A 12,317-nucleotide genomic window follows, 5' to 3' on the forward strand; every position below is an offset into this window, starting at 1 on the left:
GTGGTCGACCAGCGACCGGAAGTCCGCCTGCTGGTCGAGCGCGTCGCCTTCCATACGATCAACACGGCGGCCAGCCACATAAATAATTGTGCAGGATTCGTACTGTTAGCGCGTAAGACTATCCCGGAAGACGAACAACGAGAACGGACGAACGGCCGCTAGACGACGGTCTTCACCGGGTCGTCGGCTTTCAGCGACGTGACGACGACGCGGGGCACGTCCACGCGGTCGTGGACACCCTCGGCGATTTCGGTGGCGGTCTGGACGAGTGCGGCGTCGTCGGCCATGTTCACGAGCGGAATCACGGTCGCGCCCTCGGGAACGTCTTTCATCCCGCCTTCCGGGTGGGCGAGCACGCGTGCGACGTCTTCGGGGCGAATCTCGTCGCCGACCGAGAGGTCGGTGATGGCGGCGACGCGCTCGGGGCGGTGGGCGACGGCTTCCGAGAGCGGTTCGCCGACCGCGCGCACGCTCGCAATTGGCACCACGACGTCCGCGCAGTCCGGAATCTGTGGCTCGTGCTCGCCGGGCGCTTTCAGCCGGCGGGTGCGCGCGCCGTCGGCTTTCACGAGGACGGCGTTCGCGTTCGCGTCGGCGATGCTCGCTATTCGCTCCGGTTCGTAGCCGCGGTAGCGGTCCTCGCGCTCGCGCTCGGGGACCACGCCGAGCGGCCACTCGGTCGATTCGTGCACGGCGGCGGCCGGGTCGTCCGTGACGACGACCTGCGAGACGTGTTCGTCGAAAATCGGGATGCGGACGGTCGCGGTGACGACCGCGCGGTCGACCCGTCCGGCGAGCGCGTACAACAGCGACTTCTTCCCACCCGCCCCGACCGCGCAGACGACTCCCTCGGCGTCGACGGCGTCAGCGAGCTCCATTCAGTTTGCCAGTAGCAGGTGGTCGTCGTCGAGTTCCTTGACGACATCCTGTACGTAGCGATTCTCCCACTTGCGGCGCGCGCGGAGTTCGCGGTCCCCTCGCGGGGTGACCCCGTACTCGTTGGTGCGCTCGTCGTGCTGCCCCTTCTCGATGAGCCCCTTCTCGACGAGCGTGTCGAGGTTCGGGTAGAGGCGGCCGTGGTTGATGTCCGACTCGTAGTACTGTTCGAGTTCGTCCTTGATGTCGAGCCCGTTGGGGTCCTCGAGGCCCGCCGTCACGACGAGGAGGTCGCGTTGGAAGCCGGTGAGGTCGTCCATGGTTCTGGTTGCAGCGAGGTCCGGTATCGTATTAAGTTCGGTGGCCACGCCGTCTCGGAAAAACCCGCGAGAGCGGTCGAATCAGGCCTCGACTCGCGGCGGCGTCAGGAGGTCCGATTCGGCGAGCGCAGCGCACGCGCCAGCGATGGCGAGCACGCGGTCGGGCGTGAAGAAGTTCGGTTCGTGGGCCTCGGCGTCGATGATACCGACGACGTCGCCGTCCGCGAGGATGGGGCAGCAGAACTCGCTCTGGACGCTGTCGTCGCACTCGTAGTACGGGCCGTCGTAGTCGCCGACGTCCTCGACTAGCACGGCTTCGCCGGTGAGCCCGACGGTGGTATTGTTCGAGCGCTCGGCGAACGACTCGGTGAGCGGGAACTCCGCGCGGGAGTGCTCGCCGACGTACGCCTCCTTGACGAGCACTTCCTCGCCGTCGGGGTTGGTGGCGCGGCGGTAGACGCCGAGCCAGTCGGGGTTGGTCTCCTCGGCGAGCCGGCGCACCGTCTCGTCGAGCGCGACCAGGCGTGCGGTGTTGGGGTGGTCGCGGAGGCGTTCGGGCTCGTACTCCAGCCCGCAGATGGGCGCGAGGTTGTACGGTTCGTCCGCGAGGCCCACGCCACAGGCCCCGTCCGGCCCGAGTTCGGGGACGGGGTAGACGTAGCAGTCCTCGACGGTGTCGGCGTCGACGGTCGCGTGTGGCGGGCGGGCGACGAGCGCCGCGCCGCGTTCGGCGGCGTTCGTCGCGTGGTCGGTGTACTCCGGGAGGTCCACGGCCCGGAGGTAGGACTCGTGGTTCATACTGTGACGTTCGGCGCGGGGACGTATATGGCCGTTCACTCTGGCAAGACGCCGGCGTCGAGCGCGCGCTCCCCGCGCTCGGTGATGCGGTAGACGACCTCTCCGGTGACGGGTTCGACGAGGTCGCGCTCGGCGAGCGCCTCGAAGCGAGTCTCGACGTACGGCGTGTGCATCCCGATGCGGTTCGCGACGATGGCGGGGTACTCGGCGCTGCGGCCCGCGAGGAACGTCAGGATGGCGATGTCCGCGGGGCGACTCCACGCTGGTCGGCCCGGCGCTGCCTCGTGCATACCGAATCATGGGTCGTGCTACCACATAACACTATCGTCGAGCGGGTCCCAATTCACGTCGTGACGACGGTGACAGCGCCGTCGAATTCGAGGATGATGCGCTGCGTGACGTCCCCGAAGATGGCTTTTCCAGCAGGCGAGCGCTTGCGGCCGGCGAGGAAGATGTGGTCGGCGTCGCGCTCCTTGGCGAGCGCCAGAATCTCGTCGCCCTTCTCGCCGAGCCGTCCGACCGGCTCGTAGTCGACGTCAACGTCGGCGAGGACGTCGCGGCCGACGTCGTCCGCGAACTTCTCGGCGCCGTCGCGGGCCTCGTCGACGGTGTAGTTGACGTCGAGGCTCGGGACGCTCATCATCGACTCGCGCCGCTCGGCGTACTCGTCGTCGGTCGTCACGTGGACCAGGAGGAGTTCCGCGTCGACGCCCGCGGCGAGTTCGCCGGCTTCTTCGACGAGGGCTCTCGCGGAGTCGGAGGCTTCCACGACGGCGATGGCGCGTTCCATGTTCCACCGCCGTCGGCGTCCCACCATAAATCTCGCGGGCCCTTGCGGGTCGGCACACGGCAGCCGAACGCATTTGTACTAGGGGTGGAACGGTCGGAGTATGAGCCTCCGCGAGGTGGTGGCGACGGTCCGGGGGCGCGAGAAGACGCTCACGGTGTACACGGAACCGGGGACGGACGTCGTGCCCGAACTCCGGGAGTACTTCGCGTCCCAGAACGTCGCCATCGAGGAAGCCGACGCCGGCAGCGACCCCGAGCACGCGGTGCTGTCCGACGACGGCGAGTTCCTCACCGCGGTCGGCATCGACGCGCTCCGCTCGCTGACCCACGGGAGTCCGCGCTCGGTCGGCGAGGACGCCGCGTACAGCCGCCTCCTCTCACACCTCGACCGCACCACGTTCACGTCGTACAACCGCCGTCAGATGCTGGAAGCCTCCCGCGAAATCGAGGACCGCGCGTGGCGCACGGGCGACGGCCGGCTGTTCGCGGGCTTCCAGCGGCTGTCGAACTTCGCGGGCGAGCGCGGCACCTACGAGCGCCTCGCCAGCACCGACCTCGACGTCCACGTCTACGGCGTCCCCGACGACACCGTGGACGTGCCCGACGACGTAACCTTCCACGGCAGCGCGATTCCGGACGTCACGTCGTCGTGGTTCGTGGTCTTCGACGGCGGCGACGACCCACGGCAGGCGTGCGCGCTGCTCGCGGAGGAGCACAGCGACGGCTTCTACGGCTTCTGGACGTACGACACGAGCCTCGTCGACGACGCGCTGGACGCGCTCGGCGCCGCGCGGCGCTCGGCCTGAACGGAGGGTAACGCTTTCCCGGTGGCGCGCGAACGCCCGGCCATGCGAGTGTTCGACGTCGCACGACTCGTCGACGGCCAACGCGACGACGCCGTGGACGACGCCCGCCTCGTCGTCGAGGACGACGGCACTATCGCCGCGGCCGGTCCCCGCGAGTCCGTCGACGCGCCACCAGACACCGAGCACGTCGAGTTCCCGGACCGTACCGTCGTCCCGGGGTTCGTCGATGCCCACGTCCACCTCCAGGGCGCGCGCTCGATGGACGTCGCCGACTGGACGACCACACCTGATTCGCTGGCGGCCGCCCGCGCCACCGCGGACCTGCGGAAGTTGGCCGACGCGGGGTTCACGAGCGTCCGCGACCTCGGCAGCACGGTCGGCCTCGGGCTCCGCGAGGCGGTCGCGGACGGCGAGGTTTCGGGCCCGCGCGTGTTTACGAGCGGGCGCGCTATCTCCCAGACCGCCGGCCACGGTGACATCCACGGGCTCCCCCACGAGTGGGTCGCCGACGGCACGCCGCTGTCCACGCTCGCGGACGGCGCCGACGAGTGCCGGCGGGAAGCCCGCAAGCGAGTGCGGGACGGCGTCGACTGCCTGAAAATCATGACCACGGGCGGCGTGTTGAGCGAGCGCGACGCCCCCGACCGCCGCCAATTCACGGACGACGAAATCACGGCGATGACGCGGGAGGCCGACCGCGCCGGCGTCGACGTCGCCGCCCACGCGCAGGGCAGCGCGGGCATCAGGGCCGCGTTGCGGAACGGCGCGACTACCATCGAGCACGGCTTCTACCTGGACGACGACTGCGTCAGCCTCCTGAAGGAGTGCGGCGGGACGTTCGTCCCGACGCTCTCGATTATGTACCGCATCACCGAGCGCGGCGGCGACCACGGTGTCCCCGAGTGGGCGCTGGAGAAGGCTCTCGAAGCGCGCGACGCCCACGTCGAAGCCGTCGAGCGCGCGTACGAGGCGAACACCGCCATCGCCGCCGGCACGGACTTCATGGGGCCGGAGTTGGTCCCGCACGGCGAGAACGCCCTGGAGATGGAGCTACTCGTGGACGAAATCGGGTTCTCGGAGATGGACGCCATCCAGGCCGGGACGCGGGTCGCCGCGCGCACCCTCCCGCGGAACGATGTCGGGACGCTGACGGAGGGCGCTCGCGCGGACTTCGCGGTCCTCGCGGACGACCCGCTGGCAGACATCTCGGCGGTGCGGCGCGTCGAGGAGACCTACGTGGACGGTCGGCGGCTGGACGTCTGAGTCACTCGTAGCGCCGGGAGCGCACGGCCGTCACGAGCGCGACGAACAGCACGACGAGCGCGTAGCCGCCGACGACGACGCCGGTCGCGCGGTCGAACGTCTCCGCGACGCCGAACGCGAGCGTGACGAGGCCGAAGACGGCAAGCGACAGCCCGAGCAGGCGCGCGAGCGCGGCGGGGTCGTCGGCGGCGTCGGGGTCGTACAGCGGAACGTCGTCCATCGACTTCTGGCGGCGCAGCACCAGTCCGCCGCCGACGAGCACGACCCCGAGAGCGCCGTAGAGCGCGCCGGCGACCAGTCCCATACGTCGTACTGCCCGAGCGCGGGCTTAATGTTTACTGATTTTACACGAACGCACGACCGCGAACGTTTACCCCGCGGCGGTGGTAGCCGTCGCCATGTGGGACCTCACGCACGAAATTGGCTCCGGGCTGCGGTACCCCGGCGACCCGCAGGCGTCCATGACGCCGCACGCGACCTTCGAGGCGGACGGCTACCGGGTCGCCGAAGTCGCGTGCTCGACGCACTCGGGGACGCACGTCGACGCGCCCGCGCACCTGCTCGCCGACGGCGCGACGCTCGGCGCGTACGACGTCGAGACGTTCGCGTTCGACGCGCGAACCGTCGACTGCACGGCGTTCGGCGCGCGCGAGCCGATTCCCGCCGACCGCGTCCCCGACACCGACGCCGACCTCGTCGTCTTCCGCACCGGCTGGAGCGAGCACTGGGGCGACCAGCGCTACTTCGACCACCCCTACCTCACTACGAGCGCGGCAGCGCGCTGTGCGGCCCTCGACTGTCACGTCGGCCTCCGAGCGTGCGACGGACGACGAGCCGACGGGTTATCCGGCTCACCACGCGCTGCTCGGCGACGAGCGACTGATTCTAGAGAATCTACGGAACCTCGACGCGCTCCCACAGCGATGCACGATTCGCGCGTACCCGTTGCCCGTGGACGCGGACGGCGCGCCCGTGCGAGCGGTCGCCGACGACTAGGCCTGGTCGGCGGTGCCGCGGTCCTCGACGAACCCGGACTTGAACGCAATCCAGCCGAGCACGCTGATGAACAGAATCGGCGGGAGGATGACGAACCCCCACAGCGGGTTCAACCCCCAGACGAGCAGGAGGACGACGTCCGCGATGCCGAGTAGGAGGAACGGGAGGATGGCGAGGAACGCGTACCGCCGGCTCCCGCCGGCGTCGTCGGTCGGCGTCGGTATCGGCGCGTCCATAGTCGGTTGTTCGCGAGCGGTAACCAAAAGCCCACCCTTTGCGCGTTCGCCGACCGCGACGGCATCCCCGCAAAGCGACCTATCAGGCTTCGTAGCCACGCTCGCTTCCGGGTGCGCTGTGAGCGCCGACAATCCGGCGCGTTCGGCCGGCGCAACGCGGCGGTTCGCTCGCCCGTTCGTTTCGGCGGCCGTTCGGCTGTAGTTTGTAACGGGTTGGTCGCGCACAACTCGACCCAACCCTCTTCCGCGAGACGCCACTCACGACCGGATACACGATGTCTCGCTTCGACTCCGAGAACCGCGGAGCCCACGGTACGGCGGCCGGCACGGGGACGGCGGGAGTTGGGCGATTCGTCGAGCAGAACGCCCTCCCGCTCAAAGTCGCGGCGTTCTACGCCGTCGTGCTCGCTGGCGGCGTGCTCGCACGGCGGGTGGCCAGCGGCCCGAACGTCGAGATACTGCTCTCGATTGCCATCTGGTTCACTATCATCTTCGCCGCCTGTAGCGCGCTACTCGGCGGCGTCATCAGGCTGTTCGGGGCCATCCAGCAGCGCCGCCACGACTACGAGTAACCGCCCGGCTTTTAGGCGCGAGCGCCGTCCGTTCGCGTATGCCCGACTACGTCTCCGAGGAGACCGTCGAGACGGTGACCGGGACCGTCGCCCGCGCCGGGGGGACGCGCCGCCACGAACTCCGCCTGCCCGCGGACGCCGCCGACGACTTCCCCGCTGGCGAGGTCGTTCGTATCGTTCTCGACGGCGACGAGTACCACGTGCAGCTCCGCCACCACGACGACGGCACGCCCGTGATTCGCGGCGCGTACGACACGCCGTCGCTCGCCCGCGACCCCGGGAGCGCCACCAACCACCTCGCGGAGTGGCTCGACGACGGCCCGCTGGAGGCCGGGCGCTCCGTGCACGTCGACGTCGTCGAACCCGGCTTCAAGTACGGCGTCCGCGTCCCCGGCGAGTCCGCGACGTACGCCGCGACCCAGCCGCCGGATTCGAGCCTCTCGGCCATCGCCGACTCCCTCGACGAGTAATCACTCTAGGTCGCGGAAGACGATGCGGTAGTCCCGCGCGTCGAAGCCGTCCGCGATGTCGTCGGCGCGCTCGCGGAGTTCGCGCACGCGCTCGGCGTCGTCGTGCTCGCCCGCCGCGCGACGCTCGCTGGTCTCGTGGAACGCTTCGACGGCGTCGACGTACGCTGACAACGAGCGCAAGCGCTCGACGACGTCGGTCAAGTCGTCTGCCGAGACGGGTTTTCTGAGGTAGGCGTCGTAGCCGAGTCCGACGATGTCCTCGTCCGGCTCGTTCGCCGTCACCATCGCCACCCGGCAGTCGTAGTCGGCTTCCCGAATCGCCGCCAGCACGTCGTCGCCCGAGACGTCGGGCATGTCCCTGTCGAGGAGCACGACGTCCACGTCCGACGAGAGCGCGTCCAGCGCCGCCTCGCCGCCGTTGGCCGTCCGCACGTCGTACCGGTCGCCGAGTCGGTGCTCGTAGACGTCGAGGTAGTCCTGCAGGTCGTCGACGGCGAGCACAGTCGCGTCGTCACGCCCCCGGCTCATGGCTAGTCGTACTGACAGCCAACGTCAGGTGCTGTAAGTGTTGTCCTACTCGCCACGACAGCCGGTAACTTCGAACCGGGCACCGCGCTCCGGCTCGCCCTCGTCTGGCGGAACGGCCTCGACGGTCCAGCCGTGGGCGTCGGCGATGCGCTCCACGATTGCGAGCCCGAACCCGGTGCCGCCGTCCACGGACGTGTACCCGCGCTCGAACACCTCGTCGTGGCTGCCCTCGGGCAGTCCCGGGCCGTCGTCGGTGACGGCGAAGCCGTCCGCGTGCGACGTGACTGTGACCGAGACGCCGTCCCCGGCGTGCTCGACAGCGTCCTCGTGAGCGTGCGAACGAGGGTTCGTGGAGCCATGCTCCACAGCATTTCGGAAGAGGTTCTCGAACAACTCCTGGAGCCGCGAGGCGTCCGCTTCTACGCTGTCGTCGGTTTCGACCGCGAGCGTCGCGTCTCCTGCGCCGACGCAGTCCCACGCGTCCGTCGCGACGTCGGCAAGCGCGACGCGCTCGCTTTCGTCGACGAGCCGGCCCTGCCGGGCGAGTTCCAGCACGTCCTCGACGAGGCCCTCCATGCGGTCGAGGGCGCTGCTGGCGCGGTCGAGGTGGTCGTGGTCGCCGGTGTCCGTCGCGAGGTCGAGGCTCCCGCGCGCGACGTTGATGGGGCTGCGGAGGTCGTGGCTGACGACGCTCGCGAACTCGTCCAAGCGCTCGTTCTGCCGTTCGAGTTCGCGCTCGCGGGCCTTGCGCTCGGTGATGTCCCGAATCGAGGCGAGCACCGCCACGTCGTCCTCGTAGTCGATGCTCGTGGCGCTGAATTCGCAGAAGCGCACGCCGCCGTCGGGTCGCCGGATGCGGCTCTCGAACGTCTGCCGGCGGCCGGCCGCCGCGGTCAGTTCGCCGGCGACGCGTTCGGCTTTCACGCGGTCCTCGGGGTGGAACAGCTCGCAGGCGTCGGCGGCGAGGAGTTCCTCGCGGGAGCGCCCGAACAGCGCCGACGCGCGTTCGTTGGCGAACGAGAGCTCGCCGTCGGCGTACGTGACGACGGCGTCGTGGCTCTGCTCGACGAGCGTCCGGTACTTCTGCTCGCTCTCCCGGAGCGCGTCGGCCGAGCGCAGTCGCCGGAGCGTCGCGGAGACGTGCGCCATCAACAGTTCGACGAGTTCGGCGTCCGTCTGCGAGAACGCGCCGTGCTCGCGGGAGCCGGCCTGGAACACGCCCACGTCGTCGATGGGCACGCTCAACACGGCCGTGTACTCGGGGTTGGCGGGCTCGGCGTCGTCGTGGTCGCCGACGTCGTCGACGACCATCGAGGTGTTCTCCTGGTAGGTCCGTCCGGCGATACCGGTGTCGGCGGGGAGGCGCTGGGAGTCCTCGGGCTCCAACTCGGTGGAGGTGGCCTTCGGGACGAGGTAGCCGTCCTCGACGACGTCGATGCCGCAGACGTCGAATTCGAGGATGTTCTCGGCGGCGTCGATGGCGAGGTGGTAGATGCTCGTGGCGTCCTCGCAGCCGACCATCCCGGCGGCGACGCTGTGGAGTTTCTCGAACTGCCGGCGCTCGGTCTGGAGGGAGTCCCGCAGCCGGTCGCGCTCCCGGACGGCGTCCAGCCGCGTGAACCCCTGGCCGACGACTCTGCCGACGGTGGCGAGGCGCTCGCGCTCGGCGTCGGTGTCGGCGCGCCCGTCCGGCCCGAACGCGAGCGTCCCGTAGTAGTCGTCGGCGTCCACGACGGGGACTGCGGCGGCGTACGCGTCGTCGTACGCGACCCACGTCACGGTGCGTTCGTCCGCCGTCGGTGCGTGTGCGTCGTCGAGTGGCTCGGACACGCCGCCTCCCTCGTCGGACCCGGACGGGGTCGGACCGCTCGCTGCGCTCCGGAACGTCGGCGTGACGGTCTGTGGGTCGGGCGGTTCGACTGCGGCCTTGCTCGCCGTCACGGAGTCACCGTCGGTGCCACAGAAGCAGGCGAACTCGTGGCCGGCGTCGACGACAGCGTCGCAGACGCCACTTCGGAGGGCGGGGACCGTGTCGGCTCGCTGGACGGCTCGCGTCACGGTGCCGACGAGAGGGCGCTCCGGCGACATCTGGTCAGTCGCTGCCCGTGTTCCGGTCGGGGACGTCGCGGAACGCGACGCGGAAGTCGTCGAACCCGAAGCCGTCCATCGTGTCGTCGATGCGGTCCCGGAGCTCCTGGATGCGAGCGACGAGCTCCTGGTAGGACTCGTCCAATTCGAGGTCGCCGTCCTCGGCTTCGGATTCGAGCAGCGCGCGCTTCGAGGCGAGGGCGTACAGCTCCTGGAGGCGGTCGTCGTACGCGGAGCGGTCGAGGAGGGTGTCGACGACGTCGTGGAGGTCGTCGCGGTCGACGGGCTTGAGGAGGTACTCGTCGAAGCCCAATTCGACGACGTCGGTGTTCGGGCGCACGCCCGTGACCATCGCGACGCGGCAGTTGTACTCCGCGTGGCGGATGCGGTCGAGGACGTCTTCGCCGGAGAGCCCCGGCATCCGACGGTCGAGGAGCACGACGTCGACGCCGTCGTCGAGGTCGCGCAGGGCGGCTTCGCCGGTGGTCGCGGTCTGGACGGCGTACCGCTCGGAGAGCCACTCGGCGTACACGTCGGTGAGCGCTTCGTCGTCGTCGACCACGAGTACGCGTGCCCCTTCGTCTGTCATGCGTGGGAGTCGGTCTGTGCTGTATCGATAGTCACCCGTGTTAAAGGTTTCTCCAGTCGGCACTTTCCCCTCAAAATACTCCGACGGCACCGGTCGTGGTACTGACTACCACCGAAACACCTTTCAGTATCCTCCCTACCCTTCGGTTATCGTGGCCGAATCGTTAGGTGTCCCCAAAAGTCGGTTATTCTCGCTTCTTTTCGTCTCTGTGGCCGAAAGAGAGTGTGTCAACGATGCGCAAAACTGCAAAAGGTTTAAGTACTTATCGCTCCTACTACTGAGTACGACGAGTCGGGCAGCCTCGTGCGCCCTCCACCCGACGTTTCCACCATCATGAGTGACACCACAATCCGTACGTACTCCAGTGACCGACAGCAGAACGAGAACGAATCCGAGTCCGAGGTAGAGTCCTCCGACGAGCGGCTCAGCTGCCCCGAGTGTGGCGGCCGCGTCGTCAATGACGAGGAACACGGCGAGTCCATCTGTGCGGACTGTGGCCTCGTCATCGAGGAGGACAGCATCGACCGCGGCCCCGAGTGGCGCGCGTTCAACTCCACCGAGAAGGACAACAAGAGCCGCGTCGGCGCCCCGACCACGAACATGATGCACGACAAGGGGCTGTCGACGAACATCGGCTGGCAGGACAAAGACGCCTACGGTAACTCCCTGTCCAGCAGCCAGCGTCAGAAGATGCAGCGGCTCCGCAAGTGGAACGAGCGCTTCCGCACCCGCAACAGCAAGGAGCGTAACCTCAAGCAGGCTCTCGGCGAGATCGAACGGATGGCGTCCGCGCTCGGCCTCCCGAAGGAGGTCCGCGAGACGGCCTCCGTCATCTACCGCCGCGCCCTCAGCGAAGACCTGCTCCCCGGCCGCTCCATCGAAGGCGTCGCCACGAGCGCGCTGTACGCCGCCGCACGGCAGATGCAGACGCCGCGCTCCATCGACGAAGTGGCCAACGTCAGCCGCATTGACGCGATGGAGTTCAAGCGAACGTACCGCTACATCGTCCGCGAACTCGGTTTGGAAGTCGCGCCCGCCGACCCCGCCAGCTACGTCCCGCGGTTCGCCTCCGAACTCGACCTCCCGGACGAGGTCGAGCGCCGCGCCCGCGAACTGCTCGACAACGCCAAAGAGGACGGCGTCACGAGCGGGAAGTCGCCGGTCGGTCTCGCGGCCGCCGCGATCTACGCCTCGAGCCTGCTCACCAACCACAAGGTGACCCAGAGCGAGGTCAGCGAGGTCACGGACGTCAGCGAGGTCACCATCCGGAACCGCTACCAGGAGCTCCTGGAAGCGACTGAAGTCGCGGCCTAACGCGGCCGACTGCGGTCACTGGTGGCGTCACTGCTGACGGTTTTTCTGTTCTTCACGCCGCGTAGCCGGCGGCTCGCCGATTACGCGTCGTAGGCTCTCTCGCCCGCTCGAACCGCCACGTCGAGACGGTTCTCGGCGGGCGGGAGCGCACACGAGAAATGGTCGGCGTACGCGCAGAAGGGGTTGTACGCGAGGTTGAAGTCCACCACGACGTCGTCGCCCTGTTCGGCGTCCGCGGCGTCCACGTCGAGGTAGCGGCCGCGGTGGTACGTCTCGTCGCCGTTCGTCTCGTCGGCGAACGGCACGAACAGCGAGTCCTCGCCCTCGACGCGGAACGCTTCGAGGGTGCGGTGCTCGCCGTCGAGCGTGAACCCGAGTACGCCGACGCGGTCGTACTCCGCGGGCGGGCCCTGCGTGGTCTCCAGCGAGACCGGCTCGGGGTTCTGCGCGCGTCCGAAGCGTGCGACGACGCGGTAGTCGGGGTCGGGCTCGAAGTACGACAGCCCGTCGAAGTCCTCGCGGTCGCCGACTGGAATCGGGGACTGCGGGTGCTCCGCGAAGAACTCGTCTTTCTCGGCGCGGTGCTCGTGAACGCGCTCGCGCCACGCCGCTTCGTCGAACGCGGGCTCGTCGGTCATGGCTGGTGGTGTGGCTGGGAGCGTGGTAACTGTG

The 12,317-nt window shown here is 68.9% G+C and carries 16 protein-coding genes and 1 pseudogene; 6 read left to right on the forward strand and 11 right to left on the reverse strand.

The window, feature by feature from the left end; translation table 11 throughout:
* Nucleotides 1-158 precede the first annotated feature (158 nt).
* From yqeC to LPA46_RS03540, 5 genes are all read right to left on the reverse strand, one after another.
* A complete protein-coding gene (yqeC, locus tag LPA46_RS03520; RefSeq protein WP_230891403.1) occupies nucleotides 159-878 on the reverse strand; it encodes a selenium cofactor biosynthesis protein YqeC in 720 nt (239 codons plus the stop codon).
* Entirely contained in the window at nucleotides 879-1,196 is a 318-nt protein-coding gene (locus LPA46_RS03525) for a PadR family transcriptional regulator (protein WP_230888507.1), read from the reverse strand. It abuts the gene before it with no gap.
* 81 nt (nucleotides 1,197-1,277) lie between these two features.
* Nucleotides 1,278-1,994, reverse strand: a complete 717-nt coding sequence (locus tag LPA46_RS03530; RefSeq protein ID WP_230891404.1) for a GAF domain-containing protein — start codon at nucleotides 1,992-1,994, stop codon at nucleotides 1,278-1,280.
* Between the two features lie 35 nt (nucleotides 1,995-2,029).
* Nucleotides 2,030-2,284 (reverse strand): hypothetical protein, encoded by a 255-nt coding sequence (locus LPA46_RS03535; protein WP_230891405.1) that lies wholly within the window; start codon nucleotides 2,282-2,284, stop codon nucleotides 2,030-2,032.
* 53 nt (nucleotides 2,285-2,337) lie between these two features.
* Complete coding sequence (locus LPA46_RS03540; RefSeq protein ID WP_230891406.1) at nucleotides 2,338-2,784, reverse strand: universal stress protein; 447 nt, start codon at nucleotides 2,782-2,784, stop codon at nucleotides 2,338-2,340.
* Nucleotides 2,785-2,884: 100 nt separating this feature from the next.
* Between LPA46_RS03540 and LPA46_RS03545 the strand changes: the two genes are divergently transcribed.
* On the forward strand, nucleotides 2,885-3,589 hold the full coding sequence (locus tag LPA46_RS03545; protein WP_230891407.1) for a DICT sensory domain-containing protein: 705 nt from the start codon (nucleotides 2,885-2,887) through the stop codon (nucleotides 3,587-3,589).
* A 42-nt stretch (nucleotides 3,590-3,631) separates the two neighbouring features.
* Complete coding sequence (locus tag LPA46_RS03550) at nucleotides 3,632-4,852, forward strand: metal-dependent hydrolase family protein (protein WP_230891408.1); 1,221 nt, start codon at nucleotides 3,632-3,634, stop codon at nucleotides 4,850-4,852.
* Nucleotide 4,853: 1 nt separating this feature from the next.
* Here LPA46_RS03550 and LPA46_RS03555 read toward each other — a convergent pair whose 3' ends face one another.
* Nucleotides 4,854-5,156, reverse strand: a complete 303-nt coding sequence (locus tag LPA46_RS03555; RefSeq protein ID WP_230891409.1) for a hypothetical protein — start codon at nucleotides 5,154-5,156, stop codon at nucleotides 4,854-4,856.
* Nucleotides 5,157-5,250: 94 nt separating this feature from the next.
* Here LPA46_RS03555 and LPA46_RS19075 point away from each other — a divergent pair.
* A pseudogene (locus LPA46_RS19075) lies at nucleotides 5,251-5,848 on the forward strand (cyclase family protein).
* Here the strand turns inward: LPA46_RS19075 and LPA46_RS03565 are convergent.
* Complete coding sequence (locus LPA46_RS03565; protein ID WP_230891410.1) at nucleotides 5,845-6,084, reverse strand: hypothetical protein; 240 nt, start codon at nucleotides 6,082-6,084, stop codon at nucleotides 5,845-5,847. The pseudogene LPA46_RS19075 and the gene LPA46_RS03565 sit on opposite strands and share 4 nt — an antisense overlap.
* Nucleotides 6,085-6,359: 275 nt before the next feature.
* Here LPA46_RS03565 and LPA46_RS03570 point away from each other — a divergent pair, with 275 nt between their 5' ends.
* Both LPA46_RS03570 and LPA46_RS03575 read left to right on the forward strand, forming a co-directional pair.
* Nucleotides 6,360-6,656 carry a hypothetical protein gene (locus LPA46_RS03570; RefSeq protein WP_230891411.1) on the forward strand — a complete coding sequence of 99 codons (297 nt, stop codon included), beginning with the start codon at nucleotides 6,360-6,362 and terminating at the stop codon, nucleotides 6,654-6,656.
* Nucleotides 6,657-6,694: 38 nt separating this feature from the next.
* Complete coding sequence (locus tag LPA46_RS03575; RefSeq protein ID WP_230891412.1) at nucleotides 6,695-7,126, forward strand: DUF7112 family protein; 432 nt, start codon at nucleotides 6,695-6,697, stop codon at nucleotides 7,124-7,126.
* On the opposite strand, the gene LPA46_RS03580 is transcribed toward LPA46_RS03575, so the two are convergent.
* Genes LPA46_RS03580 through LPA46_RS03590 form a run of 3 tightly spaced genes read right to left on the reverse strand, consistent with a single transcriptional unit; the run spans nucleotide 7,127 to nucleotide 10,331 of the window.
* Nucleotides 7,127-7,654, reverse strand: a complete 528-nt coding sequence (locus LPA46_RS03580; protein WP_230891413.1) for a response regulator — start codon at nucleotides 7,652-7,654, stop codon at nucleotides 7,127-7,129. It abuts the gene before it with no gap.
* A gap of 45 nt (nucleotides 7,655-7,699) precedes the next feature.
* On the reverse strand, nucleotides 7,700-9,742 hold the full coding sequence (locus LPA46_RS03585) for a PAS domain S-box protein (protein ID WP_230891414.1): 2,043 nt from the start codon (nucleotides 9,740-9,742) through the stop codon (nucleotides 7,700-7,702).
* 4 nt (nucleotides 9,743-9,746) lie between these two features.
* Nucleotides 9,747-10,331, reverse strand: coding sequence for a HalX domain-containing protein (locus LPA46_RS03590; protein ID WP_230888496.1), 585 nt, complete (start codon nucleotides 10,329-10,331; stop codon nucleotides 9,747-9,749).
* Between the two features lie 333 nt (nucleotides 10,332-10,664).
* On the opposite strand from LPA46_RS03590, the gene LPA46_RS03595 reads away from it, so the two are divergent.
* The gene (locus LPA46_RS03595) at nucleotides 10,665-11,645 is read left to right on the forward strand and encodes a transcription initiation factor IIB (RefSeq protein ID WP_230891415.1); all 981 of its coding nucleotides are present in this window, start codon (nucleotides 10,665-10,667) and stop codon (nucleotides 11,643-11,645) included.
* A gap of 80 nt (nucleotides 11,646-11,725) precedes the next feature.
* Here LPA46_RS03595 and LPA46_RS03600 read toward each other — a convergent pair whose 3' ends face one another.
* Nucleotides 11,726-12,283, reverse strand: coding sequence for a DUF1684 domain-containing protein (locus LPA46_RS03600; RefSeq protein ID WP_230891416.1), 558 nt, complete (start codon nucleotides 12,281-12,283; stop codon nucleotides 11,726-11,728).
* Nucleotides 12,284-12,317 lie beyond the last annotated feature (34 nt).

Origin of the sequence: Halobacterium sp. KA-6 (assembly GCF_021029015.1) — an archaeon.
Classification (GTDB): Archaea; Halobacteriota; Halobacteria; order Halobacteriales; family Halobacteriaceae; genus Halobacterium.

Bases quoted from the DNA above. Each gene is read 5' to 3' on its own strand.
- yqeC (WP_230891403.1), bottom strand. From the start codon at position 878: ATGGAGCTCGCTGACGCCGTCGACGCCGAGGGAGTCGTCTGCGCGGTC.
- LPA46_RS03525 (WP_230888507.1), bottom strand. From the start codon at position 1,196: ATGGACGACCTCACCGGCTTCCAACGCGACCTCCTCGTCGTGACGGCG.
- LPA46_RS03530 (WP_230891404.1), bottom strand. From the start codon at position 1,994: ATGAACCACGAGTCCTACCTCCGGGCCGTGGACCTCCCGGAGTACACC.
- LPA46_RS03535 (WP_230891405.1), bottom strand. From the start codon at position 2,284: ATGCACGAGGCAGCGCCGGGCCGACCAGCGTGGAGTCGCCCCGCGGAC.
- LPA46_RS03540 (WP_230891406.1), bottom strand. From the start codon at position 2,784: ATGGAACGCGCCATCGCCGTCGTGGAAGCCTCCGACTCCGCGAGAGCC.
- LPA46_RS03545 (WP_230891407.1), top strand. From the start codon at position 2,885: ATGAGCCTCCGCGAGGTGGTGGCGACGGTCCGGGGGCGCGAGAAGACG.
- LPA46_RS03550 (WP_230891408.1), top strand. From the start codon at position 3,632: ATGCGAGTGTTCGACGTCGCACGACTCGTCGACGGCCAACGCGACGAC.
- LPA46_RS03555 (WP_230891409.1), bottom strand. From the start codon at position 5,156: ATGGGACTGGTCGCCGGCGCGCTCTACGGCGCTCTCGGGGTCGTGCTC.
- LPA46_RS03565 (WP_230891410.1), bottom strand. From the start codon at position 6,084: ATGGACGCGCCGATACCGACGCCGACCGACGACGCCGGCGGGAGCCGG.
- LPA46_RS03570 (WP_230891411.1), top strand. From the start codon at position 6,360: ATGTCTCGCTTCGACTCCGAGAACCGCGGAGCCCACGGTACGGCGGCC.
- LPA46_RS03575 (WP_230891412.1), top strand. From the start codon at position 6,695: ATGCCCGACTACGTCTCCGAGGAGACCGTCGAGACGGTGACCGGGACC.
- LPA46_RS03580 (WP_230891413.1), bottom strand. From the start codon at position 7,654: ATGAGCCGGGGGCGTGACGACGCGACTGTGCTCGCCGTCGACGACCTG.
- LPA46_RS03585 (WP_230891414.1), bottom strand. From the start codon at position 9,742: ATGTCGCCGGAGCGCCCTCTCGTCGGCACCGTGACGCGAGCCGTCCAG.
- LPA46_RS03590 (WP_230888496.1), bottom strand. From the start codon at position 10,331: ATGACAGACGAAGGGGCACGCGTACTCGTGGTCGACGACGACGAAGCG.
- LPA46_RS03595 (WP_230891415.1), top strand. From the start codon at position 10,665: ATGAGTGACACCACAATCCGTACGTACTCCAGTGACCGACAGCAGAAC.
- LPA46_RS03600 (WP_230891416.1), bottom strand. From the start codon at position 12,283: ATGACCGACGAGCCCGCGTTCGACGAAGCGGCGTGGCGCGAGCGCGTT.